The following is a 26,036-nucleotide window of genomic DNA, read 5'->3' as shown; positions in this document are numbered from 1 at the left end:
TCTTACTTGACGATCTTGGTGACCTGGCCGGCGCCGACGGTCCGACCACCCTCACGGATGGCGAACTTCAGGCCCTCCTCCATGGCGACAGGCTGGATGAGGTCCACCTTCATCTCGGTGTTGTCACCCGGCATGACCATCTCGGTGCCCTCGGGGAGGGTCACAACACCGGTCACGTCAGTCGTACGGAAGTAGAACTGCGGACGGTAGTTGTTGAAGAACGGCGTGTGGCGGCCACCCTCGTCCTTGGAGAGGATGTAGGCCTGCGCCTCGAACTCGGTGTGCGGGGTGACCGAGCCCGGCTTGATGATGACCTGGCCGCGCTCGACGTCCTCGCGCTTGATGCCGCGGAGCAGCAGACCGACGTTCTCACCGGCCTGGCCCTCGTCGAGCAGCTTGCGGAACATCTCGATACCGGTGACCGTGGTGGAGGTCTTCTCGGTCTTGATGCCGATGATGTCGACGGTCTCGTTGACCTTGAGGACACCACGCTCGATACGACCGGTGACGACGGTGCCACGACCGGTGATCGTGAAGACGTCCTCGATCGGCATCAGGAACGGCTTGTCGACGTCGCGCTCGGGCTGCGGGATCGACTCGTCGACGGCCTTCATCAGCTCGAGGACGGTGTTGCCCCACTCCTTGTCGCCCTCGAGGGCCTTCAGAGCGGAGACCTTGACGACCGGAACGTCGTCGCCCGGGAACTCGTACTCGGAGAGGAGCTCACGGACCTCGAGCTCGACGAGCTCCAGGATCTCCTCGTCGTCCACCATGTCGGCCTTGTTCAGGGCGACAACGATGTACGGAACGCCGACCTGGCGGGCCAGGAGCACGTGCTCCTTGGTCTGCGGCATCGGGCCGTCGGTGGCGGCGACCACGAGGATGGCGCCGTCCATCTGCGCGGCACCCGTGATCATGTTCTTGATGTAGTCCGCGTGACCGGGGCAGTCGACGTGGGCGTAGTGACGCGTCTCGGTCTGGTACTCGACGTGCGCGATCGAGATGGTGATACCGCGCTGGCGCTCCTCAGGAGCCTTGTCGATCTGGTCGAAGGCCGAGGCCTCGTTCAGGTCCGGGTACGCGTCGTGCAGCACCTTGGTAATGGCGGCCGTGAGGGTCGTCTTACCGTGGTCAATGTGACCGATGGTGCCGATGTTGACGTGCGGCTTAGTCCGCTCGAACTTCGCCTTCGCCACTGGGGTCCTCCTGTGGAGTGGTTCTGTACGCCTTACTCATCGGCGCCAGGTGATCTTTGCTGGATAGCCCGGGCCCGAGGGGCGTTCCTCCGCTGTTGCGGCGGAACGGCCCCTACGGGTTCCGGAGTCAAGCCTAGAGCGTGAACTCGACGGGTGAGTTACTCGCCCTTGGCCTTCGCGATGATCTCCTCGGCGACGTTCCGCGGAACCTCGGCGTAGGAGTCGAACTGCATCGAGTAGCTGGCGCGACCCGACGTCTTGCTGCGGAGGTCTCCGACGTAGCCGAACATCTCCGAGAGCGGAACCAGGCCCGTGACGAGCTTGGCGCCGGCGCGGTCCTCCATGGCCTCGATCTGACCACGGCGGGAGTTGATGTCGCCGATCACGTCGCCCATGTAGTCCTCGGGCGTGGTGACCTCGACCTTCATCATCGGCTCGAGCAGGGCCGGGCTGGCCTTGCGGGCGGCCTCCTTGAAGGCCATCGAACCGGCGATCTTGAACGCCATTTCCGACGAGTCGACCTCGTGGAACGCGCCGTCGAGGAGCGTGACCTTGACACCGGTCAGCGGGTAGCCGGCGAGAACACCGAACTCCATGGCCTCCTGGCAGCCCGCGTCCACGGACGGGATGTACTCCCGCGGGATGCGGCCACCGGTGACCTTGTTCTCGAACTCGTACCCGTCGCCCTCAAGCGGCTCGATGGCGATCTGCACCTTAGCGAACTGGCCGGAACCACCAGTCTGCTTCTTGTGCGTGTAGTCGAGACGCTCGACCGGCTTGCGCAGGGTCTCGCGGTAGGCGACCTGCGGCTTGCCGACGTTGGCCTCGACCCGGAACTCACGCTTCATACGGTCGACCAGCACGTCGAGGTGCAGCTCGCCCATACCCGCGATGATGGTCTGGCCGGTCTCCTCGTCGGTGTGCACCTGGAACGAGGGGTCCTCTTCGGCCAGGCGCTGGATGGCGACACCCAGCTTCTCCTGGTCGCCCTTGGACTTGGGCTCGATGGCGACCTGGATGACCGGGGCCGGGAACTCCATCGACTCCAGGATCACCGGGGAGCCCGCGTCGCAGAGGGTCTCGCCGGTGGTGGTCTGCTTCAGACCCATGACGGCGACGATGTCGCCGGCACCCACCGCGTCGATCTCCTCACGCTTGTTCGCGTGCATCCGGTAGATCTTGCCGATGCGCTCCTTCTTGCCCTTCACCGAGTTCTGCACCTGCGTGCCGGCCTCGAGGCGGCCCGAGTACACCCGGATGAAGGTGAGCTTGCCCAGGTGGGGGTCGCTCGCGATCTTGAACGCAAGGGCGGCCAGCGGCTCGTCGTCGGACGGCTTGCGCTTGACGATCTCCTCCGGGTCGTTGACCGCGTGGCCCTCGATGGCCTCGACGTCCAGCGGGGAGGGGAGGTAGCGCACGACCGCGTCGAGCAGGGGCTGCACGCCCTTGTTCTTGAACGCGGTACCGCAGAACACCGGGGTGACGGTGACGACGTCGGCCTTGCCGGAGGCGATGGTGATACGACGGATCGCGGCGTAGAGCTGCTCCACGGTGGGCTCCTGGCCCTCCAGGTACAGCTCCATGACCTCTTCGTCGTTCTCGGCCACGGTCTCGAGGAGCTTGCCGCGCCATTCGTCGGCAGCCTCGATGTGCGTGTCCGGGATGTCGACGGTGTCGTACATCTCGCCCTTGGCGGCCTCGGCCGACCAGACCAGGGCCTTCATCGTCACGAGGTCGACGACGCCCTTGAAGTCCATCTCGGTGCCGATCGGCAGCTGCATCACGATCGGGGTCGCACCCAGGCGATCCGAGATCATGTCGACGCAGCGGTGGAACTCGGCACCCGTACGGTCGAGCTTGTTGACGAAGCAGATACGCGGAACGCCGTAGCGGTCCGCCTGACGCCAAACGGTCTCGGACTGGGGCTCGACACCGGCAACGCCGTCGAACACCGTCACCGCACCGTCGAGCACGCGCAGCGAGCGCTCCACCTCGACGGTGAAGTCGACGTGGCCCGGGGTGTCGATGATGTTGATGGTGTTGTCGACGTTGTCCAGCGGCCAGTGGCAGGTCGTCGCGGCAGACGTGATCGTGATGCCGCGCTCCTGCTCCTGCTCCATCCAGTCCATCGTGGCAGCGCCGTCGTGGACTTCACCGATCTTGTACGAAACACCGGTGTAGAACAGGATCCGCTCGGTGGTGGTCGTCTTGCCCGCGTCGATGTGGGCCATGATCCCGATGTTGCGGACCTTGGCCAGGTCAAGCGAAGTGGTAGCCATAGTGGCTCAATCTTCTCTCGGTCTCGATGGGGGTTGCGACTACCAGCGGTAGTGCGCGAAGGCCTTGTTGGACTCGGCCATCTTGTGCGTGTCCTCACGCTTCTTGACCGAAGCGCCGAGGCCGTTGGAGGCGTCGAGCAGTTCGTTCATGAGGCGCTCGGTCATGGTCTTCTCGCGGCGGGCGCGGGAGTAGCCCACGAGCCAGCGGAGCGAGAGGGTGGCGGCGCGGCCGGGCTTGACCTCGACCGGGACCTGGTAGGTCGCGCCACCGACACGGCGGGACTTGACCTCAAGGGTCGGCTTGATGTTCTCCAGCGCGCGCTTCAGCGTGATGACCGGGTCGGTGCCGGTCTTCTCACGCAGACCCTCCATGGCGCCGTAGACGATGCGCTCGGCGGTGGAGCGCTTGCCGTTCAGCAGCACCTTGTTGATGAGGGAGGTCACCAGAGGAGAGCCGTAGACCGGGTCGATGATGACCGGGCGCTTCGGGGCGGGGCCCTTACGAGGCATTCTTACTTCTCCTTCTTGGCGCCGTAGCGGCTGCGAGCCTGCTTGCGGTTCTTGACGCCCTGCGTGTCGAGGGAGCCGCGGATGATCTTGTACCGAACACCCGGCAGGTCCTTCACACGGCCGCCACGCACGAGCACGATCGAGTGCTCCTGCAGGTTGTGGCCCTCACCCGGAATGTAAGCGGTGACCTCGATCCCACTGGTCAGACGCACACGCGCGACCTTACGCAGGGCCGAGTTCGGCTTCTTCGGGGTGGTCGTGAACACACGCGTGCAGACGCCACGGCGCTGGGGCGAACCCTCAAGTGCGGGCGTCTTGTTCTTCTCGACCTTGTCCTGCCGGCCCTTACGGACCAGCTGCTGGATCGTAGGCACTACTTCTCCGGTTTCTGTGTGCCAGTCTCGGTAAAGCTAACCTGGAACATTCCCCGACCCACGCGGTCGGGTGTGTCGAATACTGCAGACCTGCCTCGCTGGAACGAGGGCGGCGGCAGATTGCGGTGTCAAAACCCGGCTTCCGTGCTGCCGGGACTCTCCGGCCGGAACTGGCGGGAGAAGGCGCGCACGGCAGCCCAGGGACACCCCAGGCACAAGGTCAGAGCGTACCTAGCGCATTGGCTGCGGTCAAAACAAATGCACACGCGAAGGACACGCCGGACTCCGCCCGCGCTGCCGCCACGGTAGTGCGCTCGACTGCGCTACGGAAGAAGGCACACGGCCCTCAGCCGCGGGACACCGCGACCAACGCCACCACCAGGAAGAACAGTGCCCAGGCGCCGATCCCGAGCCAGCCGAGCACCAGGCCGGCGACCGCCTGGCCGTCGCCCCGCTGACCCGTGCGCCGGATCTCGGCCCGCGCCTTGTGCCCCAGGACCACCGCGGGGATCGACGTCAGCCCCCAGGTCAACGGCCCTATCAGCCCGCACACCAGCGCGCCCGTCGCCGCGCCGTTGGTCGGCTGCGGCATCGGCATCTGCATCGGGAGGAACGTGGCGGGCACCGCGGGCATCATCGGTCGCGGCGCGAACTCCGCCTGCGGCACCGGTCCCTGCGGCAGGTCGGCGACCAGCATCTGGAGCTCGGCGTGGGTCTGCGCCTGATAGGCCCGGGACATCCGCTGCTCGTACTCGGACTGCGCCAGCCGCCCCTCGGCGAACCCCGCCTTCAGCACGTCGACCGCCCGCTCGCGATCCGCGTGCGAGGCCCGCATGGCCGGCGCCTGATACGGGTTCTGCGCGGGCTGCCCACCCTGCCACGGCTGGAATGCCATGTCGCGAACCTCCCCCCGCTCAACAGTTGTCCCCATCCTCTCATCACAGACGCAGCATTGGGAGGACGAGTTCCCTTGGCACCGCGAACGCCGCAGGGCGGCCACCCCGTGGGGTGACCGCCCTGCTGACGCGATATGGCCTTACTGGTTGTACGGACCGTAGTCGTAGTCCTCCAGCGGGACCGCCTGGCCGGAGCCGGTGCCGAAGGGCGAGTAGTCGATGTCGTCGTAACCGACGGCCGAGTACATCGCGGCCTTGGCCTCCTCGGTGGGCTCGACCCGGATGTTGCGGTAACGGGACAGGCCCGTACCGGCCGGGATGAGCTTACCGATGATGACGTTCTCCTTGAGGCCGATGAGGCTGTCGGACTTGGCGTTGATCGCCGCGTCCGTCAGCACTCGGGTCGTCTCCTGGAAGGAGGCGGCCGACAGCCAGGATTCCGTCGCCAGCGAAGCCTTGGTGATACCCATCAGCTGCGGACGGCCGGAGGCCGGGTGGCCGCCTTCCGCCACCACGCGACGGTTCTCGCCCTCGAACTTCGAACGCTCCACCAGCTCGCCCGGCAGCAGCTCCGCGTCGCCGGACTCGATGATCGTCACGCGGCGCAGCATCTGCCGGATGATGATCTCGATGTGCTTGTCGTGGATCGCCACGCCCTGCGAGTTGTAGACCTTCTGGACTTCGCCGACCAGGTGGACCTGGACCGCACGCTGACCGAGGATCCGCAGCACGTCGTGCGGGTTGATGGCACCGACGGTCAGCGGCTGGCCGACCACCACGTGGTCGCCCTCGCCGACCAGCAGACGGGCACGCTTGGAGACGCCGTACGGCATCTCGTCGCTGCCGTCGTCCGGGGTGACGATGACCTTCTTGGTCTTCTCGGTCTCCTCGATGCGGACGCGGCCGGCCGCCTCCGAGATCGGGGCGACACCCTTGGGCGTACGGGCCTCGAAGAGCTCGACGACACGCGGCAGACCCAGGGTGATGTCGTCACCGGCCACACCACCGGTGTGGAAGGTACGCATGGTCAGCTGGGTGCCGGGCTCACCGATGGACTGGGCGGCGATGATGCCGACCGCCTCACCGATGTCGACCAGCTTGCCGGTGGCCAGCGAACGGCCGTAGCAGAAGGCACAGGTGCCGACCGCGGACTCACAGGTCAGGACCGAGCGGGTCTTGACCTCTTCGACGCCGTGCATGATCAGCTGGTCGATCAGCACGTCACCGAGGTCGACGTTGGCCGGGGCGACGACCTTGCCGTCCACCACGACGTCCTCGGCCAGCATCCGCGCGTACACGGAGGACTCGACGTCGTCCGCCTTGCGCAGGATGCCGTCGGCACCCTTCGAACCGATCCGCAGCTTCAGGCCGCGCTCGGTGCCGCAGTCCTCCTCGCGAATGATGACGTCCTGGGAGACGTCGACCAGACGACGGGTGAGGTAACCGGAGTCGGCGGTACGCAGGGCGGTGTCCGCCAGACCCTTACGGGCACCGTGGGTGGAGATGAAGTACTCCAGCACGGACAGACCCTCGCGGAACGACGCCTTGATCGGACGCGGGATCGTCTCGTTCTTGGCGTTCGACACCAGACCACGCATACCCGCGATCTGACGCATCTGCATCATGTTTCCGCGCGCACCCGAGTCCACCATCATGAAGATGGGGTTGGTCTTCGGGAAGTTCTCATTCATCGCCTCGGCAACCTCGTTGGTCGCCTTGGTCCAGATGTTGATGAGTTCCTGCGTGCGCTCGTCCTTGGTGATCAGACCGCGCTCGTACTGCTTCTGGACCTTCTCGTCCTGCGCCTCGTAACCGGAGACGATCGCCTTCTTGGCCTCCGGCACGACGATGTCGGAGACGGCGACGGTGACGCCGGAACGGGTGGCCCAGTAGAAGCCGGACGCCTTCAGGTTGTCGAGCGTCGCCGCCACGATGACCTTCGGGTACCGCTCGGCCAGGTCGTTGACGATCGCGGAGAGCTGCTTCTTGCCCACCGAGTAGTCGACGAACGGGTAGTCCTCGGGCAGCAGCTCGTTGAAGAGCGCGCGGCCCAGGGTCGTCCGCAGCCGGAAGCTGTCGCCCTGCTGCCACTCCGGCTCGCCCTCGACCGGGGCCGGCGGGGTCCAGCCGCGCGGCGGCACCGTGCCGATCGGGAAGCGGATGTCGACCTTCGCCTGGAGCGAGAGCTCGCGGGCGTCGAAGGCCATGATTGCCTCGGAGACCGAGGAGAACGAGCGGCCCTCACCCTTGACCTCGCGCTCCTCCTCGTCCGTGGTGAGGAAGAAGAGGCCCAGCACCATGTCCTGGGTCGGCATGGTGACCGGACGGCCGTCGGCCGGCTTGAGGATGTTGTTCGAGGACAGCATCAGGATGCGGGCCTCGGCCTGCGCCTCCGCGGAGAGCGGCAGGTGGACGGCCATCTGGTCACCGTCGAAGTCCGCGTTGAACGCGGTGCAGACGAGCGGGTGGATCTGGATGGCCTTGCCCTCGACCAGCTGCGGCTCGAAGGCCTGGATGCCGAGGCGGTGCAGGGTGGGCGCACGGTTCAGCAGCACCGGGTGCTCGGCGATGACCTCTTCGAGGACGTCGTACACCACGGTGCGGCCGCGCTCGACCATGCGCTTGGCCGACTTGATGTTCTGCGCGTGGTTGAGGTCCACCAGGCGCTTCATCACGAACGGCTTGAAGAGCTCCAGCGCCATGGCCTTGGGCAGACCGCACTGGTGCAGCTTCAGCTGCGGGCCGACGACGATGACGGAACGCGCGGAGTAGTCCACACGCTTACCGAGCAGGTTCTGACGGAAGCGACCCTGCTTGCCCTTGAGCATGTCGGACAGCGACTTCAGCGGGCGGTTGCCGGGGCCCGTGACCGGGCGACCACGACGGCCGTTGTCGAAGAGCGCGTCGACGGCCTCCTGGAGCATGCGCTTCTCGTTGTTCACGATGATCTCGGGCGCGCCGAGGTCGAGAAGCCGCTTCAGGCGGTTGTTGCGGTTGATGACGCGGCGGTACAGGTCGTTCAGGTCGGAGGTCGCGAAGCGGCCACCGTCCAGCTGCACCATCGGACGCAGGTCCGGCGGGATCACCGGGATGCAGTCCAGCACCATGCCCTTGGGGCTGTTGCGGGTCTGCAGGAAGGCGGAGACGACCTTGAGGCGCTTGAGCGCACGGGTCTTCTTCTGGCCCTTGCCGGTCCGGATGATCTCGCGGAGGCGCTCGGCCTCCTCGTCCAGGTCGAAGGTCTCCAGGCGCTTCTGCAGCGCGGCGGCGCCCATCGAGCCGTCGAAGTACGTGCCGAAGCGGTCACGCAGCTCGCGGTAGAGGAGCTCGTCGCCCTCCAGGTCCTGGACCTTGAGGTTCTTGAAGCGGTTCCAGACCTCGTCGAGGCGGTCGATCTCGCGCTGCGCACGGTCGCGCAGCTGCTTCATCTCACGCTCGGCACCCTCGCGCACCTTGCGGCGGGCATCGGCCTTGGCGCCCTCGGCCTCGAGCTCGGCCAGGTCGGTCTCGAGCTTCTTGGCGCGGGCCTCCAGGTCGGAGTCGCGGCGCTGCTCGATCTGCTGGCGCTCGACGGAGACGTGGGCCTCCAGCGAGGGCAGGTCGCGGGTGCGGCGCTCCTCGTCCACGAACGTGATCATGTACGCGGCGAAGTAGATGACCTTCTCGAGGTCCTTCGGCGCGAGGTCCAGCAGGTAGCCCAGCCGGCTCGGCACACCCTTGAAGTACCAGATGTGGGTGACAGGAGCGGCCAGCTCGATGTGGCCCATCCGCTCACGACGCACCTTGGCGCGAGTGACCTCGACGCCGCAGCGCTCGCAGATGATGCCCTTGAAGCGGACGCGCTTGTACTTACCGCAGTAGCACTCCCAGTCCCGGGTAGGACCGAAGATCTTCTCGCAGAAGAGTCCGTCCTTTTCGGGCTTGAGGGTGCGGTAGTTGATGGTCTCCGGCTTCTTGACCTCGCCGTGGGACCACTGACGGATGTCGTCAGCGGTGGCAAGGCCGATCCGCAGCTCGTCGAAGAAGTTGACGTCGAGCACTATGCGTCAATCCCTCTCAGGGTCGTGTCTCTATGGTCTGTCGGGGTCCGGGGCGGGGCCGGGAGCTCTGTGGGGCTTGGAGTTCCCGGCCAGACCCGTCAGACCTCTTCGACGCTGCTCGGCTCGCGCCGGGACAGGTCGATGCCGAGCTCCTCCGCAGCGCGGAAGACGTCCTCGTCGGTGTCGCGCATCTCGATGGACATGCCGTCCGAGGACAGCACCTCCACGTTGAGGCACAGGGACTGCATCTCCTTGATGAGCACCTTGAAGGACTCGGGGATGCCGGGCTCGGGGATGTTCTCGCCCTTGACGATGGCCTCGTAGACCTTCACGCGGCCGGTGACGTCGTCGGACTTGATCGTCAGCAGCTCCTGGAGGGCGTATGCGGCGCCGTAAGCCTCCAGCGCCCACACCTCCATCTCACCGAAGCGCTGACCACCGAACTGAGCCTTACCACCCAGCGGCTGCTGGGTGATCATCGAGTACGGACCGGTCGAGCGGGCGTGCAGCTTGTCGTCGACCAGGTGGTGGAGCTTGAGGATGTACATGTACCCGACCGAGATCGGGTCCGGGAACGGCTCACCGGAACGGCCGTCGAACAGCCGCGCCTTGCCGGACGGGAGGACCATGCGGTCGCCGTCGCGGTTGGGGATGGTGTTCTCCAGCAGACCGGCCAGCTCGTCCTCGCGGGCACCGTCGAAGACCGGGGTCGCGACGTTGGTGCGCGCCTCGACCTGGTCGGCGCCGATGGCCTGCAGCCGCTGGGCCCACTCCTCACCGAGGCTGGAGACGTCCCAGCCCTGGCTGGCGAGCCAGCCGAGGTGGATCTCCAGGACCTGTCCCGGGTTCATTCGGGACGGGACACCCAGCGGGTTGAGGATGATGTCGACCGGGGTGCCGTCCTCCATGAACGGCATGTCCTCGACCGGCAGGATCTTCGAGATGACGCCCTTGTTGCCGTGGCGGCCGGCAAGCTTGTCACCGTCGGTGATCTTACGCTTCTGCGCGACGTAGACGCGGACCAGCTGGTTCACGCCCGGCGGCAGCTCGTCGCCCTCTTCGCGGTCGAAGACGCGGACGCCGATGACCTTGCCGATCTCGCCGTGCGGGACCTTCAGCGAGGTGTCACGGACCTCGCGCGCCTTCTCACCGAAGATCGCGCGGAGCAGGCGCTCCTCGGGGGTCAGCTCGGTCTCGCCCTTGGGCGTGACCTTGCCGACGAGGATGTCGCCGGCGACGACCTCGGCACCGATGCGGATGATGCCGCGCTCGTCGAGGTCGGAGAGGACCTCCTCGGAGACGTTCGGGATGTCCCGGGTGATCTCCTCGGGGCCGAGCTTGGTGTCACGGGCGTCGACCTCGTGCTCCTCGATGTGGATCGAGGAGAGGACGTCGTCCTGCACGAGGCGCTGCGACAGGATGATCGCGTCCTCGTAGTTGTGACCCTCCCACGGCATGAACGCCACGAGCAGGTTCTTGCCGAGCGCCATCTCGCCCTCGTCCGTGGACGGACCGTCGGCGAGGACCTGGCCCTCGATGACCCGCGCGCCCTCGTCCACGACGACCTTCTGGTTGAAGGAGGTGCCCTGGTTGGAACGGGTGAACTTGGCGACGCGGTACGTGGTGTACGTGCCGTCGTCGTTGGCGACGGTGATGTAGTCCGCGGAGACCTCCTGGACCACACCGTTCTTCTCGGCCTTGATGACGTCGCCGGCGTCGACCGCGCAGCGGTACTCCATGCCGGTGCCGACCAGCGGCGACTCCGCCTTGATCAGCGGAACGGCCTGGCGCATCATGTTCGATCCCATGAGCGCGCGGTTGGCGTCGTCGTGCTCGAGGAACGGGATCATGGCGGTCGCGGCCGACACCATCTGGCGCGGCGAGACGTCCATGTAGTGCACCTCGTCGGCGGGGACGAGGTCGACCTCGCCGCCACGGCGACGGACCAGCACACGCTGCTCGGCGAAGCGCAGGTCGTCGCTGAGCTTGGCGTTGGCCTGGGCGATCAGGAAGCGGTCCTCCTCGTCGGCGGTGAGGTAGTCCACCTCCTCCGTGACCTGGCCGTCGACGACCTTGCGGTACGGCGTCTCGATGAAGCCGAAGACGTTGACGCGGCCGTAGGACGCGAGCGAGCCGATCAGACCGATGTTCGGGCCTTCGGGGGTCTCGATCGGGCACATGCGGCCGTAGTGCGACGGGTGCACGTCACGGACGTCCAGACCGGCCCGCTCACGGGAGAGACCACCCGGGCCCAGCGCCGACAGACGACGCTTGTGGGTCAGACCCGACAGCGGGTTGGTCTGGTCCATGAACTGGGACAGCTGGCTGGTGCCGAAGAACTCCTTGATGGAGGCGACGACCGGCCGGATGTTGATCAGGGTCTGCGGCGTGATCGCCTCGACGTCCTGGGTGGTCATGCGCTCGCGCACGACGCGCTCCATACGGGCGAGACCCGTACGGACCTGGTTCTGGATCAGCTCGCCGACGTTGCGCAGACGGCGGTTGCCGAAGTGGTCGATGTCGTCGGTCTCGACAACGATGCTGTTGCCGTTCTCGCCGATCGTCTCGGTCTCGCCGGCGTGCAGCTTGACCAGGTACTTGATCGTGGCGATGACGTCATCGGTGGTCAGCACACCGGCGTCCAGCGGCTCGTCGCCGCCGAGCTTCTTGTTGACCTTGTAGCGGCCGACCTTGGCGAGGTCGTAGCGCTTGGGGTTGAAGTAGAGGTTCTCCAGCAGCGTCTGCGCGGCCTCGCGGGTCGGCGGCTCGCCCGGGCGCAGCTTGCGGTAGATGTCGAGCAGCGCGTCGTCCTGGCCCTGGGTGTGGTCCTTCTCCAGGGTGGCGCGCATCGACTCGTACTCGCCGAACTCCTCGAGGATCTGCTCGGTGGTCCAACCGAGCGCCTTGAGCAGGACGGTCACGGACTGCTTGCGCTTGCGGTCGATACGCACACCGACCATGTCGCGCTTGTCGATCTCCATCTCCAGCCAGGCACCCCGGGACGGGATGATCTTGGCGGAGAAGATGTCCTTGTCGGACGTCTTGTCGATCGAGCTGTCGAAGTACACACCCGGCGAGCGGACCAGCTGCGACACCACGACACGCTCGGTGCCGTTGATGACGAAGGTGCCCTTGTTGGTCATGAGCGGGAAGTCGCCCATGAAGACCGTCTGGGACTTGATCTCGCCGGTCTCGTTGTTGGTGAACTCCGCGGTGACGAACAGCGGAGCCGCGTACGTGAAGTCACGCTCCTTGCACTCGTCGATGGAGTTCTTCGGAGGCTCGAAGCGGTGGTCGCGGAACGTCAGCGACATCGACCCGGAGAAGTCCTCGATCGGGGAGATCTCTTCGAAGATCTCTTCCAGACCGGACTTGGTGGGAACTTCCTGCCCACTCTCCAGCGCAGCCTCGACGCGACCCTTCCATGCGGCATTGCCGAGCAGCCAGTCGAAGCTTTCGGTCTGCAGCGCAAGGAGGTTAGGAACCCCGAGGGGCTCCTTGATCTTCGCAAAAGAGATGCGCAGCGGGGCGGTGCTGTCGCCGTTGTTCGTATTGGCAGTCGAGGCGTTGCGCGAGGCGGCCAAGAGGGGGTCCTTCCGAGGGCTCGGACTCACTACGCGCGTACCGGTCCCGAATCGAGCAGAGCGGTCGAGAAGCCCAGGTCAGGGCGGTCCATTTAGCTTTGCTCGGGCTCGGGTATGCCCCTGGTGACGGGCAGGGAGCAGCTAACAGGCAGCGCAAAGGGTCAGTGTAGCCACATGGCCCACTGATGTCCAGAGCGAGATTCCGAAGACCGGTATCGCACCGCGTCCCGATCTTCTCCCTCCGGGAGGTCATCCCCTCCGCAACGGAGGGGCCCCTCGTTGTTCTTCTCTCCGCCCAATGCCCTGCGCCTGCCGAAAGCCCTGCGCCAGTGGCGCACACCGATGCTTCCCTCTTCGTCGGCGATCCATGCCTCGAACCCTGGACCGCTTCTGCGTCGCGTCCCGAGAATTGCGCGCCGCGTCCGGTTCGTCAAGGCCCCCCGCCTCTGGGAGATCGTCACATGGAGGTGCGTCCGGACAACGAAGATCACCATACTCGCACTCCGACGCGGGGCAACGCAGCCGGGGCGGGTACGCGGAAGGGCGACCACCCGTATGGGTGATCGCCCTTCGCGGTGTCCGCGTTACGCCCTCAGGCGCGGCGGACGGGAGTCAGAGACTCACCAAGGTCACTTGACCTCGACGGAGGCGCCGGCGCCCTTGAGGGCCTCGGCGGCCTTCTCCGCGGCGTCCTTGGCGACCTTCTCGAGGACCGGCTTCGGGGTGCCGTCGACGAGGTCCTTGGCCTCCTTCAGACCCAGGGAGGTCAGCTCACGCACGACCTTGATGACCTGGATCTTCTTGTCGCCGGCGCCGGTGAGGATGACGTCGAACTCGTCCTTCTCCTCCTCGGCCTCGGCCTCGGCGCCACCGGCGGCACCGGCGACGACGACCGGGGCAGCGGCGGCAGCGGTGACGTCGAACTTCTCCTCGAAGGCCTTCACGAACTCGGAGAGCTCGATGAGGGTCATGCCTTCGAACTGCTCGAGCAGCTCGTCCTGGGTGAGCTTCGCCATGGTGGCGGTCCTTCCACTAAATCGGCTGGTGCCGGATGTACATTTCGGCGGGCGTGCGGCCCGCTGTAACCCGCGCCGGGACGGCGCGGATCATGACGCGAGCCGAATTACTCGGCACCGCCCTGCTCGGCCTGCTTGGCGCGCAGCGCGTCCACGGTGCGGACGAGCTTCGACGGCAGCGCCTGGAAGACGGAGGCAGCCTGGGACTGCTTCGCCTTGAAGGCACCGGCCAGCTTGCTGAGCAGAACCTCGCGGGACTCGAGGTCCGCAAGCTTCTTGATCTCGTCGGCGGAGAGAGCCTTGCCGTCAAGGACGCCGCCCTTGATGACGAGGTTCTGGTTCTCCTTGGCGAAGTCACGAAGACCCTTCGCCGCCTCGACCGGGTCACCGGTAACGAAGGCGACGGCCGTCGAGCCACTGAGGTGCTCGTCCAGCGCAGAGATCCCGGCCTCCTTGGCCGCGATCTTGGTCAGCGTGTTCTTCACCACACGGTACTGAGCGTTGTCACCGAGCGAACGGCGCAGATTCCGGATCTGCGCGACGGTAAGACCGGTGTACGCCGTCACAACAGCGGCGTTCGAGTTGCGGAACTTGTCGGCAATCTCGTCGACGGCTGTGACCTTGTCGGGCCTCGCCATGAGCCTCGGCCTCCTTCCGGGTGATGAGGACCGCGCAGAAGGGGCTGGGCAAAACAAACGCCCCGGCGCAGGGCACGGGGCGTTACTCGACCGAACACAGAAATGCCCGGGAGTCTCTCCACACAACCTGCGCAGGCCGTCCGCAGCTAGCGGATCCTTCGGCCACCACACGCCCGGAATCGGACGCGCAGAGACAACCAGCGGTCTTTGGCTTCCGGGACACCGTACGGGAAGGGCCTACGCGCAGGCAAATCGGCCCGTGTGGGGCCGCGGCGGGCGTCTGGGACACCCCGCCGCGGCCGCACGGCTCAGGTGCCGGGAGCGGCCATGGTGTCGCCGGCCGGCGGCGGGGTCACGGTGACCTTGGTGCCGTAGTTCGAGTAGAAGACGGTGGAGTCCTGGGGCTGCTGGCCGTCCACCTGCTCACGCTTCTTCACGAGCGTGTTGTCCGGGCCGATCCACAGGTCGATGGTCTCCGTCGTCGCGCCGACCTTCTTGAGCTGCACCTCCAGCGCCTTCAGGTCGGCCTCGCTGAGGCTCTTGGACTGCAGCTTGGCCATCTCGGCCACGGCGACCTTGCCGGTGTAGTGGGTCGCCTGGACGCCGCGGACGTCCTCCTTGCCGGCCTCCTGGACCTTGCCGGAGGCGATGAGCAGGTTCACCGACTTGACCGGGTCGTTGTTCTGTATGGCGTCCTTCATCAGGGCGCCGGCCGGACCCTGCTTGGCCAGGGCTGCGTAGTCGTACTTGATCCAGCTCTTGCCGCCCATCGGCATGCCCATGTTCACGTACATCGCCTGGGGCGTGTACAGCGCCTTCATGGGCTTGCCGGTCGCCATCGGCCCACCGGTCGTGGTGATGTCGAGGGTCATGTTGGTCCCGTTCGACCAGTCCATCGCGCCCTTCAGCGTGCGCGTGACCGGACCCAGCTTCTGCGTGCCGTCGATCTGCGCGGACTTCTTGTCGCCCGTCTGCTGCGACGCCGTCTTCAGCGAGGCCAGCGCGGCGTCCAGCGGGGACTTCGCCCCCGCCGCGTCGTTCCTGCCACCGCTGGCGCTGCCACCGCCGGTGCCGTTGCTCTTGTCGCCACCGCTGTTGCAAGCGGTCAGACCGGCCATCATGACGACTCCCGCCGCGACGGCGGCGGCTATACGCGTGCTGCGCACGTGAGGCTCCCCCTTTGATTTCCTCTACGGACCTCGCAGGGGACTGTAGTGCAGGCCGCAGACAGCGCGCCTGGCGGCCCTGTTATGAACGCGTCAGGCCCCGCTCTCCGAACGGAAAGCGGGGCCTGACGTCACGCGTCACGCGCTATGAGGCATCGATCGAAACGATCAGACGGCCTCGTCCTCGACGAGGAGGTTGCGGGTGCGGTTGGGGTCCACCGGGACGCCGGGGCCCATGGTGGTGGTGATCGTCGCCTTCTTGATGTAGCGGCCCTTGGCGGCGGACGGCTTCAGACGGGTGATCTCCTCCAGCGCCGCGGCGTAGTTCTCCACCAGCTTGGCGTCGTCGAAGGACACCTTGCCGATGATGAAGTGGAGGTTGGAGTGCTTGTCGACCCGGAACTCGATCTTGCCGCCCTTGATGTCGGTGACGGCCTTGGCGACGTCCGGGGTGACGGTGCCGGTCTTCGGGTTCGGCATCAGACCACGGGGACCGAGCACGCGGCCGAGGCGGCCGACCTTGCCCATGAGGTCCGGGGTGGCGACGACGGCGTCGAAGTCCAGACGGCCCTTGGAGACCTCGTCGATCAGTTCGTCCGAGCCGACGATGTCGGCGCCGGCGGCTTCCGCGGCCGCAGCACGGTCACCGGTCGCGAAGACCAGGACCCGGGCGGTCTTACCGGTGCCGTGCGGGAGGTTCACGGTGCCGCGGACCATCTGGTCGGCCTTGCGCGGGTCGACGCCCAGACGCATGGCGACCTCGACGGTCGAGTCGAACTTGGCCGAGGAGGTGTCCTTGGCGAGACGGACGGCCTCGAGCGGGGCGTACAGACGCTCCCGGTCGATCTTCGCGTCCGCGTTGCGAAGAGTCTTGCTGCGCTTCACTTCTGCTCCTGATGCAGTGGGGTGGAGTCGTGGTACGGACCAGCGCCTGGTCCTGCCACGGGCTGAGCCAACGTGCGGCGTGCGCCGCACGGCCGTGCGGGGCTGAGGATCAGCCCTCGACCGTGATGCCCATGGAACGGGCGGTGCCGGCGATGATCTTCTCGGCGGCGTCCAGGTCGTTGGCGTTCAGGTCGGGCATCTTGGTGGTGGCGATGTCGCGGACCTGGTCGCGGGTGATCTTGGCGACCTTGGTCTTGTGCGGCTCGCCGGAGCCCTTGTCCACGCCCGCGGCCTTCAGGATGAGCTTCGCGGCCGGCGGAGTCTTGGTGACGAAGGTGAAGGAACGGTCCTCGTAGACCGTGATCTCCACCGGCACGACCATGCCACGCTGCGACTCGGTCGCGGCGTTGTAGGCCTTGCAGAACTCCATGATGTTGACGCCGTGCTGACCCAGCGCGGGGCCGACCGGCGGAGCCGGGTTCGCGGCACCGGCCTGGATCTGGAGCTTGATCAGCCCCGTGACCTTCTTCTTCTTGGGAGGCATGCTCTCTCCGGGTCCTAGTGAGAGGTGGTTCGCCCCACAATCCGGATCATCCGGATGGAGGCATACCGCACCACGATAACGGGTACTGTCGTGCGGCCAAAAACCGCGCAGGTCAGACCGGCTCTACGCCGGTCTGACCTGATCGGTGGCTGGTGGTCCGGAAGAACCTAGTTCTTCTGGATCTGGTCGAAGCTCAGCTCGACCGGGGTCTCGCGACCGAAGATCTCGACCAGGCCCTTGACCTTCTTCGAGTCGGCGTTGATCTCGTTGATCGTGGCCTGCAGCGTCGCGAACGGACCGTCGGTGACGGTGACGGAGTCGCCCACCTCGAAGTCCAGGACCTGGACCTCGACCTTGCGGGACGGCGCCGGCTTGCCCTCGGCCGCGGCGGCCTCCTTGGCGGCCTTCTCCTCGGCCTCCGGGGCGAGCATCTTGACGATCTCGTCGAGGGTCAGCGGGTACGGGTCGTAGGCGTTGCCGACGAAGCCGGTGACACCCGGGGTGTTGCGGACGACGCCCCAGGACTCGTTCGTCAGGTCCATGCGCACCAGAACGTAGCCCGGAAGCTTGTTCTGGCGGACGGTGCGACGGTCACCGTTCTTGATCTGAACGACCTCTTCCTGCGGCACCTCGGCCTGGAAGATGTAGTCCTCGACGTTCAGCGAGACGGCGCGCTGTTCGAGGTTGGTCTTCACGCGGTTCTCGTAACCCGCGTAGGTGTGGATGACGTACCACTCGCCGGGGAGCCCGCGCAGCTCGTCACGGAGGGCGGCCACCGGGTCGACCGGCTCCTGCTCCTCCGCGTCCTCGGAAGCCTCCTCGGCCTCCTCGTCCTCGACGTGCACGGCGGCCGACTCGGCGGGCTCGCCGGCGTCGGCGTCCTCGGCGTCCAGCTCGTCGACGTCGTCTGCGCCCGCGACGATCTCCGCGGCGGCTTCCTCGTCAGCGATCGCCGCAGCCTCCCCCTCGACCTCGGCCGAGACGGCCTCGTCAACCTCGGCCTCTGCAGCCGCGACGGGCTTGGCGGCGTCGTTCAGGTTCGGGTCAGACACGTGGCTGCTTCTTCCTTGCTTCAAGGGGTTGAACGTGCGAAAGGCCGCCCCCGCAGAGGCACCCTCCGCGGGATCAGCCGAAGACGTACCCGACGACTCGGTTGATTCCCAAGTCAATCACGGTTACGAGACCAATGATGATGGCTACGAAGACGATCACCACGGTGGTGTACGACGACAGCTGGCTGCGCGTGGGCCAGACGACCTTGCGCAGTTCCGCGATGACCTGGCGGTAGAAGAGCGCGAGACGCGCGAAAGGCCCCTTCTTGCCGCGCTTACCGCCGCGGCGGGGCTTCTTCTGGGATTCCGTGGTGTCGTCTTCGGAACGACCGCGCTCAGGCATGTCGATGGAGCCCAGGGCGTCCGTCACTCGTCCTCACCTGAATCCGGGTCGTGGCCGTGCCGCGTCCGGCCCGGCCGCACGGCGGTGCATTTCGTACGTACGCATGCACGCACTCGGTGATGAAGTGCGTGTAGCAGGGCCGGAGGGACTTGAACCCCCAACCGCTGGTTTTGGAGACCAGTGCTCTACCAATTGAGCTACGACCCTTTGTGGTTCCCCCAACTTACCGCATGCGGACGACTGCATTACGTCGTGCACTGCGGTGACCCGATGGGAGCCAACGGTCAGCGAGTGTACGTGCTTCGGGGCCGGGCGTCGAACAGGAACCTCGCGCACCGCCCCACAAACCCGTGTATCGGGCCCGACGGCGGTCTGCGACGATGCCTCCATGAGCGCTGCCACTCCCTCCGCATCGTCCCCCACCGACCGCCGGGTCTCCGCCCGGGTCGGTTCGATCTCCGAGTCCGCCACCCTCGCCGTCGACGCCAAGGCCAAGGCCCTCAAGGCCGCCGGGCGCCCGGTGATCGGCTTCGGCGCCGGTGAGCCCGACTTCCCCACGCCCGGCTACATCGTCGAGGCGGCGGTCGAGGCGTGCCGCAACCCGAAGTTCCACCGCTACACCCCCGCCGGCGGCCTCCCCGAGCTGAAGTCCGCGATCGTCGCGAAGACCCTGCGCGACTCCGGTTTCGAGATCGAGGCCGCGAACGTCCTGGTGACCAACGGTGGCAAGCAGGCCATCTACGAGGCGTTCGCCGCCATCCTGGACCCCGGCGACGAGGTCATCGTGCCGGCGCCGTACTGGACGACGTACCCCGAGTCGATCCGGCTCGCCGGCGGCGTGCCGGTCGACGTGGTCGCCGACGAGACCACCGGCTACCGCGTGTCCGTCGAGCAGTTGGAGGCGGCCCGCACCGAGCGCACCAAGGTGCTGCTGTTCGTCTCGCCGTCGAACCCGACTGGCGCGGTCTACTCCCGCGAGCAGGTCGAGGCGGTCGGCCGCTGGGCCGCCGAGCACGGCCTGTGGGTGCTGACCGACGAGATCTACGAGCACCTGGTCTACGGCGACGCGGAGTTCTCGTCGCTGCCGGTCGTGGTGCCCGAGTTGCGCGACAAGTGCATCGTCGTCAACGGCGTGGCGAAGACGTACGCGATGACCGGCTGGCGGGTGGGCTGGGCGATCGGCCCCAAGGACGTCATCAAGGCGGCCACCAACCTCCAGTCGCACGCCACCTCCAACGTCTCCAACGTGGCGCAGGCCGCGGCCATCGCCGCCGTCAGCGGCGACCTGGCGGCCGTCGAGGAGATGAAGGTCGCCTTCGACCGGCGCCGCCGCAAGATCGTGCAGATGCTCAACGAGATCGACGGCGTGGTGTGCCCGGAGCCGGAGGGCGCGTTCTACGCCTACCCGTCGGTGAAGGGGCTGCTGGGCAAGGAGATCCGCGGCAAGCGCCCGCAGTCCAGCGTCGAGCTGGCCGAGCTGATCCTGGAGGAGGCGGAGGTCGCCGTCGTCCCGGGCGAGGCGTTCGGCACCCCCGGCTACCTGCGGCTTTCGTACGCGCTGGGCGACGAGGACCTGGTCGAGGGCGTCTCCCGGATCCAGAAGCTGCTGGCCGAGGCCAAGTAGCGGGGCGGTGGCCGCCGAGGCGTGCGGGGTCGGACGGGCGTCCGGCCCCGCACGCCTTTCCGGCCGTCCCTTCGTTCGGGGCGGGGCCTATGCCGGGGCGCGCGGGTGCGGCAGTATCTGCGGATGGAGCGTGTTCGTGATCTGCGTCAACTGCCGAAGGCCCATCTGCACCTGCACTTCACCGGCTCGATGCGGCCGGCGACGCTGCTGGACCTCGCCGACAAGTACGGCGTCCACCTGCCGGACGCGCTGACCAGCGGTACGCCGCCCCGGCTGAGCGCCACCGACGAGCGCGGCTGGTTCCGCTTCCAGCGGCTCTACGACATCGCCCGGTCGTGTCTGCGCTCGCCCGAGGACATCCAGCGGCTGGTGCGGGAGGCGGCGGAGGAGGACGTCAAGGACGGCTCCCGCTGGCTGGAGATCCAGGTCGACCCGACCTCGTACGCGCCGCGGCTGGGCGGGCTGATCCCGGCGCTGGAGGTCATCCTGGACGCGGTGGAGCTGGCCTCCCGGCACACCGGGCTGGGCATCCGGGTGCTGGTCGCCGCGAACCGCATGAAGCACCCGCTGGACGCCCGCACGCTGGCCCGGCTGGCGGTGCGCTACGCCGACCACGGCGTGGTCGGCTTCGGGCTCTCCAACGACGAACGCCGGGGGCTGGCCCGGGACTTCGACCGGGCCTTCGCCATCGCCCGGGACGGCGGCCTGCTGTCGGCGCCGCACGGCGGCGAGCTGTCCGGGCCGGCCAGCGTCCGGGACTGCCTGGACGATCTGCACGCCACCCGGATCGGGCACGGGGTGCGGGCCGCGGAGGACCCGGTGCTGCTGCGCCGGCTGGCGTCCCGCGGGGTGACCTGCGAGGTGTGCCCGGCGTCGAACGTCGCGCTGGGCGTCTACGGCAAACCGGAGGACGTGCCGCTGCGGACGTTCTACGAGGCGGGCGTCCCGATGGCGCTGGGCGCCGACGACCCGCTGCTGTTCGGCTCGCGGCTGGCCGCCCAGTACGAGATCGCCCGCACCTCGCACGCCTTCGACGACGCCGAGCTGGCCGAGCTGGCCCGGCAGTCCGTGCGGGCCTCCCGGGCGCCCCAGGACGTGCGGCGGGCGGTGCTGGCGGACATCGACGCCTGGCTGGCCGCCCCGGCGCCGTAGCGGGCCGCCGGCGGCCTTCCACGGCCCCTACAGGCTGACGCCGACCGTCACCGGTTCGTTGACGAGGGTGACCCCGAAGGCGTCGTGGACGCCGTCGCGGACCTCGCGGGCCAGCGCGAGCAGGTCCTCGGTGGTGGCCCGGCCGCGGTTGGTGAGGGCGAGGGTGTGCTTGGTGGAGATCCGGGCCGGGCCGCTGCCGTAGCCCTTGGTGAAGCCGGCGCGGTCGATCAGCCAGGCCGCGGAGGTCTTCACCCGGCCGTCGCCGTCGGGGAAGGCGGGCGGCGCGGCGTCGGGGCCGAGGCGGTCGTGGACCCGCCGGACGAGATCGGCGTGCTCGGCCTCGCTGAGGACGGGGTTGGTGAAGAAGGAGCCGGCCGACCAGGTGTCGTGGTCCTCGGCGTCCAGCACCATGCCCTTGCTGGCCCGGAGCGCCAGGACGGTCTTGCGGGCGACGGCGAGCGGCACCCGGTCCCCGGTGCCGACCCCGAGGGCGCGGGCCGTCTGGTCGTACTTCAGGGGCGCGGAGAGTCCGTCCGCGTCCTCCAGGGCGAAGCGGACCCGCAGCACGACGTACCGCTCGGGGTGCTGCTTGAAGCGGCTGTGGCGGTACGAGAAGCCGCACTCCTCGTTGGCGAGGGTGACCGTCTCGCCGGTGCGGCGGTCGTAGGCGACGACCTCGGTGAGGGTCTCGGAGACGTCCTGGCCGTAGGCGCCGACGTTCTGGATCGGGGTGGCGCCGGCCGAGCCGGGGATGCCGGCCAGGCACTCGACGCCGGCCAGTCCGGCCTCGACGGTGCGGGCGACGGCGTCGGACCAGTTCTCGCCCGCGGCGAGTTCCAGGGACGTGCCGTCGACCGTGACGCCGCGGGTGGCGATGCGCAGGGCGGTGCCGTCGAAGCCCTTGTCGCCGATGACGAGATTGCTGCCGCCGCCGATGATCAGCAGCGGGCTGCCGGCCTCGTCGGCTTCGCGGACGGCCGCGACCACCTCGTCGTCGGTGGTGGCCGTGACGAGCCGGGTCGCGGGGCCGCCGAGGCGGAAGGTGGTCAGCGGGGCGAGGGGAGCACCGTGCTCCACGTGGAGTTCCTGCACGCGCCCAAGGGTACGGGGGCGGTCCGGCGGCATCGGGCCGGCCGCCCCACGCGGCTGCGTCAGGCGAGCCGGACCACGGCGCGGGACATGCCCAGCACCTTCTGGCCTGCGCTCTTGGCGGTGAGGTCGACGCGGACGGTTCGCTCCGCGTCGTCGAGCTTGGCCGCGACCGTGCCGCTGACCTCGATCAGCGCACCGGTCCCGTCGTTGGGCACCACGACGGGCTTGGTGAAGCGCACGCCGTACTCGGCGACCGCACCCGGGTCGCCGACCCAGTCGGTGACCACCCGGACCGCCGAGGCCATGGTGAACATGCCGTGCGCGATGACGTCCGGCAGTCCGACCTCCTTGGCGAACTTCTCGTTCCAGTGGATCGGGTTGAAGTCCCCGGAGGCGCCGGCGTACTGGACGAGCGTGGCACGGGTCACAGGAAAGGTCCGCGCGGGGAGTTCGGTGCCGACCTCGACGTCGTCGTAGGCAATCTTCGCGGTCATCTCAGGACTCCTCAGCGGGCCGGGCGACGAGCTTGGTGAGGGCGGTCACAACGTGCTCGCCGGCCTCGTCGTGCACCTCACCGCGGATGTCGATGACCTCGTTGCCGGCCATGGACCGGATCGCTTCGATGGTGGAGGTCACGGTCAGCCGGTCGCCGGCGCGCACCGGACGCCGGTAGGCGAACTTCTGGTCGCCGTGGACCACCCGGCTGTAGTCCAGGCCGAGTTGCGGATCCGCGACGACCAGCCCGGCAGCCTTGAACGTGATGGCAAACACAAAAGTCGGCGGCGCGATCACATCGGGGTGACCGAGGGCCTTGGCGGCTTCGGTGTCCGTGTAGGCGGGGTTGGTGTCACCGATCGCCTCGGCGAATTCGCGGATCTTTTCCCGCCCGACCTCGTACGGGTCGGTGGGCGGGTACGTGCGTCCGACGAATGACTGGTCGAGCGCCATGGGCTCGCAACCTCCCTGAACTGATGGTGCCAATGCCGCGAGGCCGCCCCCAGGAAATGGGGACGGCCTCACAGACGAGCCTGAGTTATCGCGTCTCGCGGTGCGCGGTGTGCGCGTTGCAGCGCGGGCAGTGCTTCTTCATCTCAAGGCGGTCCGGGTCGTTGCGCCGGTTCTTCTTGGTGATGTAGTTCCGCTCCTTGCACTCCACGCAGGCCAGCGTGATCTTCGGGCGGACGTCGGTGGCAGCCACGTGAGTGCTCCTTGACGGACGGGTAGTCGATATGAACGCATAGAAGAGTAGCCGACCGGAGGACCGACCCCACAATCGGCTACTGTCAGTAGCGGTGACCGGACTTGAACCGGTGACACAGCGATTATGAGCCGCTTGCTCTACCGACTGAGCTACACCGCTGCGATGTACGAGTCCCTCGCCCGAGGACGAGGTACCTCACACACCAGAGCCCCAATACGGAATCGAACCGTAGACCTTCTCCTTACCATGGAGACGCTCTGCCGACTGAGCTATTGGGGCGAGCGATGAAGACATTACACGGCCCGCCGCCAAACGTGAAATCCGAATCCGCGTCGCGCCCCAGCAGCCCCCCGCACCACGCCAGTACGACTATTCCGCGCCTGCGCGAAGCTCTCCGGGGCGCACCCTAGGCTCGGATCCACACCGCGTGATCTTGCACGCCGTGGCTTCGAGGAGCGCGATGTCCGACAGCAGTTCGCCGCAGCCGGGGAAGCCTGGGGGTGCCGGCCGGTACAGCCGGCCGGATTCCGGTGCGCTGGTCCTGTGCGGTGCCCGGCTCGCCGACGGCCGCACCGTGGACGTCCGGCTCGGCGGCGGGCGCATCGAGGCGGTCGGCACGGCCGGCAGCCTCGCCCCGCAGGGCGCCCGGGTGGACCTCGCCGGCTATCTGCTGCTGCCGGCACCGGCCGAGCCGCACGCGCACTGCGACACCGCACTGACCGCGGACGCCGACGGGCCGGCCTCCGACTCCACCGAGGACGTCCAGCGCCGGACCACCGAGGCGGCGCTGCTGCAGCTCGGGCACGGGGCCACGGCCTCCCGCAGCCATGTGCGGATCGGCGGCGTCCAGGGGCTGGGGGCGCTGCAGGCGGTGCTCCAGGCCCGCCGGGCGCTGCGCGGGCTGGCGGACCTGGCGGCGGTGGCGGTGCCGCGGGTGCTGACCGGAGTGGCCGGCGCGAACGGGCTGGCGATGCTGCGGGACGCGGTCAAGATGGGCGCCACGGTCATCGGGGGCTGCCCGGACCTGGACCCCGACCCGACCGGGTACGTGGAGGCCGTCCTGGAGGTGGCCGGCGAGCACGGCTGCCCGGTGGACCTGCACACCGACGGCGACGACCCGGCGCGGTTGGCGCGCGTCGCGACGATGTGCGGCGGGCTGCGGCCGGGGGTGGCGATCGGGCCGTGTGCCGGGATGGCACGGATGCCGCGGAGCGTGGCGTCCCGGGTCGCGGAGCAGTTGGCGGCCGCCGACGTCACCGTCGTCTGTCTGCCGCAGGGCGACTGCACGGGCCTGGAGCGCAACGGCTCCCGGGTGTCGCGGCCGGCGCCGGTGCGGCTGCTGCGGGCGGCCGGGGTGCGGGTGGCGGCGGGCAGCGGGGCGCTGCGGGACGCGGCCAACCCGGTGGGTCGGGGCGACCCGTTGGAGGCCGCGTACCTGCTGGCGTCCTTGGGGGAGGCCACGCCCGAGGCGGCGTACGAGACGGTGAGTTCGGCGGCGCGGGCCACTCTGGGGCTGCCGGAGGTGCGCGTCGAGGCGGGTTTCCCGGCGGAGTTGCTGGCGGTGCGCGGGGAGCGGATCGCCGGGGTGCTCTCGTTGGCGTACAGCCGGATCGTGGTGCACCGGGGGCGGGTGGTGGCGCGCACCAGTGCGGTGCGCGAGTACTGCGATTCGGTGGACGTGGCACTGGAGTTGCCCCGCCAGTCGCAGCGCTAGGCGGCCTGTCCCCGGGGGTGGCGGGGCGGTTGGGCGTACGGTCGGCAGCATGCGCATTGTCATCGCAGGTGGACATGGTCAGATCGCGCTGCGGCTGGAGCGGTTGCTGCATGCGCGCGGGGACGAGGTCGCGGGGATCGTCCGGCGGCCGGAACAGGCCGGCGATCTGCTGGCAGCGGGTGCCGAACCGGTGGTCTGCGACCTGGAGTCGGCGTCGGTGGGCGATGTCGCCCGGCATCTGGAGGGGGCGGACGCGGCCGTCTTCGCGGCGGGCGCCGGGCCGGGCAGCGGCGCCGCACGCAAGGACACGGTGGACCGCGGCGCGGCGACGCTGTTCGCGGACGCCGCCGAGGCGGCCGGCGTGCGGCGCTTCGTGGTCGTCTCGGCGATGGGCGCGGACCGGGAGCCCCCGGAGGGCACCGATCCGGTCTTCGCGGCCTATCTGCGGGCCAAGGGCGCCGCGGACGCCGATGTACGGGCCCGGGCCGGGCTGGACTGGACGATCCTGCGTCCGGGCCGGCTCACCGACGATCCCGGTACCGGCCAGGTGACGTTGGCCGACGCGACCGGGCGCGGCGCGGTGTCGCGGGACGACGTGGCGGCCGTGCTGGCGGCACTGCTGGAGGAGCCGGACACGGCCGGCCGGACGCTGGAACTGATCGGCGGGGACGTGCCGGTGGCGGACGCGGTCCGGAACGTGGCGTCGCACTGAGGCCCGCGGCGGCGGAGG

22 protein-coding genes and 3 tRNA genes are annotated in these 26,036 nt (G+C 68.2%); 4 read left to right on the top strand and 21 right to left on the bottom strand.

The features are described from left to right. Positions 1-2: 2 nt before the first annotated feature. The 15 genes from tuf to SNOUR_RS22225 all read right to left on the bottom strand — a co-directional run bounded on the left by tuf (position 3) and on the right by SNOUR_RS22225 (position 18,730). On the bottom strand, positions 3-1,196 hold the full coding sequence (gene tuf, locus SNOUR_RS22295) for an elongation factor Tu (protein ID WP_039635340.1): 1,194 nt from the start codon (positions 1,194-1,196) through the stop codon (positions 3-5). 158 nt (positions 1,197-1,354) lie between these two features. Then, positions 1,355-3,475 (bottom strand): elongation factor G, encoded by a 2,121-nt coding sequence (gene fusA / locus SNOUR_RS22290; protein ID WP_067349975.1) that lies wholly within the window; start codon positions 3,473-3,475, stop codon positions 1,355-1,357. Positions 3,476-3,514: 39 nt separating this feature from the next. After that, positions 3,515-3,985: a 30S ribosomal protein S7 gene (rpsG, locus tag SNOUR_RS22285; protein ID WP_018538761.1), complete on the bottom strand. Its 471-nt coding sequence runs from the start codon at positions 3,983-3,985 to the stop codon at positions 3,515-3,517. A gap of 2 nt (positions 3,986-3,987) precedes the next feature. Further along, positions 3,988-4,359 carry a 30S ribosomal protein S12 gene (rpsL, locus tag SNOUR_RS22280; RefSeq protein WP_003948652.1) on the bottom strand — a complete coding sequence of 124 codons (372 nt, stop codon included), beginning with the start codon at positions 4,357-4,359 and terminating at the stop codon, positions 3,988-3,990. 346 nt (positions 4,360-4,705) lie between these two features. After that, positions 4,706-5,194, bottom strand: coding sequence for a DUF1707 and DUF4190 domain-containing protein (locus SNOUR_RS22275; protein ID WP_067358635.1), 489 nt, complete (start codon positions 5,192-5,194; stop codon positions 4,706-4,708). Positions 5,195-5,395: 201 nt separating this feature from the next. Further along, complete coding sequence (locus SNOUR_RS22270) at positions 5,396-9,295, bottom strand: DNA-directed RNA polymerase subunit beta' (RefSeq protein ID WP_067349972.1); 3,900 nt, start codon at positions 9,293-9,295, stop codon at positions 5,396-5,398. A 98-nt stretch (positions 9,296-9,393) separates the two neighbouring features. After that, the gene (gene rpoB / locus SNOUR_RS22265) at positions 9,394-12,879 is read right to left on the bottom strand and encodes a DNA-directed RNA polymerase subunit beta (RefSeq protein WP_067349970.1); all 3,486 of its coding nucleotides are present in this window, start codon (positions 12,877-12,879) and stop codon (positions 9,394-9,396) included. Between the two features lie 629 nt (positions 12,880-13,508). Then, positions 13,509-13,895, bottom strand: coding sequence for a 50S ribosomal protein L7/L12 (gene rplL, locus SNOUR_RS22260; RefSeq protein ID WP_039635312.1), 387 nt, complete (start codon positions 13,893-13,895; stop codon positions 13,509-13,511). Between the two features lie 107 nt (positions 13,896-14,002). Then, complete coding sequence (gene rplJ, locus SNOUR_RS22255; RefSeq protein WP_039635310.1) at positions 14,003-14,533, bottom strand: 50S ribosomal protein L10; 531 nt, start codon at positions 14,531-14,533, stop codon at positions 14,003-14,005. A gap of 308 nt (positions 14,534-14,841) precedes the next feature. Continuing rightward, positions 14,842-15,699 (bottom strand): SCO4651 family lipoprotein, encoded by an 858-nt coding sequence (locus SNOUR_RS22250; RefSeq protein WP_312633222.1) that lies wholly within the window; start codon positions 15,697-15,699, stop codon positions 14,842-14,844. Positions 15,700-15,867: 168 nt separating this feature from the next. Beyond that, positions 15,868-16,584 (bottom strand): 50S ribosomal protein L1, encoded by a 717-nt coding sequence (gene rplA, locus SNOUR_RS22245; protein WP_067349967.1) that lies wholly within the window; start codon positions 16,582-16,584, stop codon positions 15,868-15,870. 109 nt (positions 16,585-16,693) lie between these two features. Continuing rightward, positions 16,694-17,128 carry a 50S ribosomal protein L11 gene (gene rplK, locus SNOUR_RS22240; protein WP_004941595.1) on the bottom strand — a complete coding sequence of 145 codons (435 nt, stop codon included), beginning with the start codon at positions 17,126-17,128 and terminating at the stop codon, positions 16,694-16,696. A 167-nt stretch (positions 17,129-17,295) separates the two neighbouring features. Further along, positions 17,296-18,180, bottom strand: a complete 885-nt coding sequence (gene nusG, locus SNOUR_RS22235; RefSeq protein ID WP_067349964.1) for a transcription termination/antitermination protein NusG — start codon at positions 18,178-18,180, stop codon at positions 17,296-17,298. A 73-nt stretch (positions 18,181-18,253) separates the two neighbouring features. After that, a complete protein-coding gene (gene secE / locus SNOUR_RS22230) occupies positions 18,254-18,550 on the bottom strand; it encodes a preprotein translocase subunit SecE (RefSeq protein ID WP_067349960.1) in 297 nt (98 codons plus the stop codon). Positions 18,551-18,657: 107 nt separating this feature from the next. After that, positions 18,658-18,730 (bottom strand) — tRNA-Trp (locus tag SNOUR_RS22225). 181 nt (positions 18,731-18,911) lie between these two features. Here SNOUR_RS22225 and SNOUR_RS22220 point away from each other — a divergent pair. Together SNOUR_RS22220 and SNOUR_RS22215 are read left to right on the top strand one after the other, a co-directional pair. After that, a complete protein-coding gene (locus SNOUR_RS22220) occupies positions 18,912-20,147 on the top strand; it encodes a pyridoxal phosphate-dependent aminotransferase (protein WP_067349957.1) in 1,236 nt (411 codons plus the stop codon). A 123-nt stretch (positions 20,148-20,270) separates the two neighbouring features. Then, positions 20,271-21,299 (top strand): adenosine deaminase, encoded by a 1,029-nt coding sequence (locus SNOUR_RS22215; protein ID WP_067358631.1) that lies wholly within the window; start codon positions 20,271-20,273, stop codon positions 21,297-21,299. A gap of 27 nt (positions 21,300-21,326) precedes the next feature. Here SNOUR_RS22215 and SNOUR_RS22210 read toward each other — a convergent pair whose 3' ends face one another. From SNOUR_RS22210 to SNOUR_RS22185, 6 genes are all read right to left on the bottom strand, one after another. Next, complete coding sequence (locus tag SNOUR_RS22210) at positions 21,327-22,391, bottom strand: UDP-N-acetylmuramate dehydrogenase (protein WP_067349954.1); 1,065 nt, start codon at positions 22,389-22,391, stop codon at positions 21,327-21,329. Positions 22,392-22,450: 59 nt separating this feature from the next. Beyond that, the gene (locus SNOUR_RS22205) at positions 22,451-22,885 is read right to left on the bottom strand and encodes a MaoC family dehydratase (RefSeq protein ID WP_067349952.1); all 435 of its coding nucleotides are present in this window, start codon (positions 22,883-22,885) and stop codon (positions 22,451-22,453) included. A 1-nt stretch (position 22,886) separates the two neighbouring features. Continuing rightward, on the bottom strand, positions 22,887-23,339 hold the full coding sequence (locus SNOUR_RS22200) for a MaoC family dehydratase N-terminal domain-containing protein (RefSeq protein ID WP_067349949.1): 453 nt from the start codon (positions 23,337-23,339) through the stop codon (positions 22,887-22,889). Positions 23,340-23,424: 85 nt separating this feature from the next. Beyond that, on the bottom strand, positions 23,425-23,589 hold the full coding sequence (gene rpmG, locus SNOUR_RS22195) for a 50S ribosomal protein L33 (protein WP_004571794.1): 165 nt from the start codon (positions 23,587-23,589) through the stop codon (positions 23,425-23,427). 89 nt (positions 23,590-23,678) lie between these two features. Continuing rightward, positions 23,679-23,751: transfer RNA gene (locus SNOUR_RS22190), tRNA-Met, on the bottom strand. A 47-nt stretch (positions 23,752-23,798) separates the two neighbouring features. Further along, positions 23,799-23,871, bottom strand: a tRNA-Thr gene (locus tag SNOUR_RS22185). Positions 23,872-24,052: 181 nt separating this feature from the next. On the opposite strand from SNOUR_RS22185, the gene SNOUR_RS22180 reads away from it, so the two are divergent. Together SNOUR_RS22180 and SNOUR_RS22175 are read left to right on the top strand one after the other, a co-directional pair. Continuing rightward, entirely contained in the window at positions 24,053-25,306 is a 1,254-nt protein-coding gene (locus tag SNOUR_RS22180) for an amidohydrolase family protein (protein WP_067349946.1), read from the top strand. Between the two features lie 49 nt (positions 25,307-25,355). Further along, positions 25,356-26,018 (top strand): NAD(P)H-binding protein, encoded by a 663-nt coding sequence (locus tag SNOUR_RS22175; protein WP_039635284.1) that lies wholly within the window; start codon positions 25,356-25,358, stop codon positions 26,016-26,018. Positions 26,019-26,036 lie beyond the last annotated feature (18 nt).

This window comes from Streptomyces noursei ATCC 11455 (assembly GCF_001704275.1).
GTDB classification, from domain to species: domain Bacteria; phylum Actinomycetota; class Actinomycetes; order Streptomycetales; family Streptomycetaceae; genus Streptomyces; species Streptomyces noursei.
The sequence above is the reverse complement of the archived record's forward strand: the minus strand, read 5'-3'. Positions and strand labels throughout refer to the sequence as shown.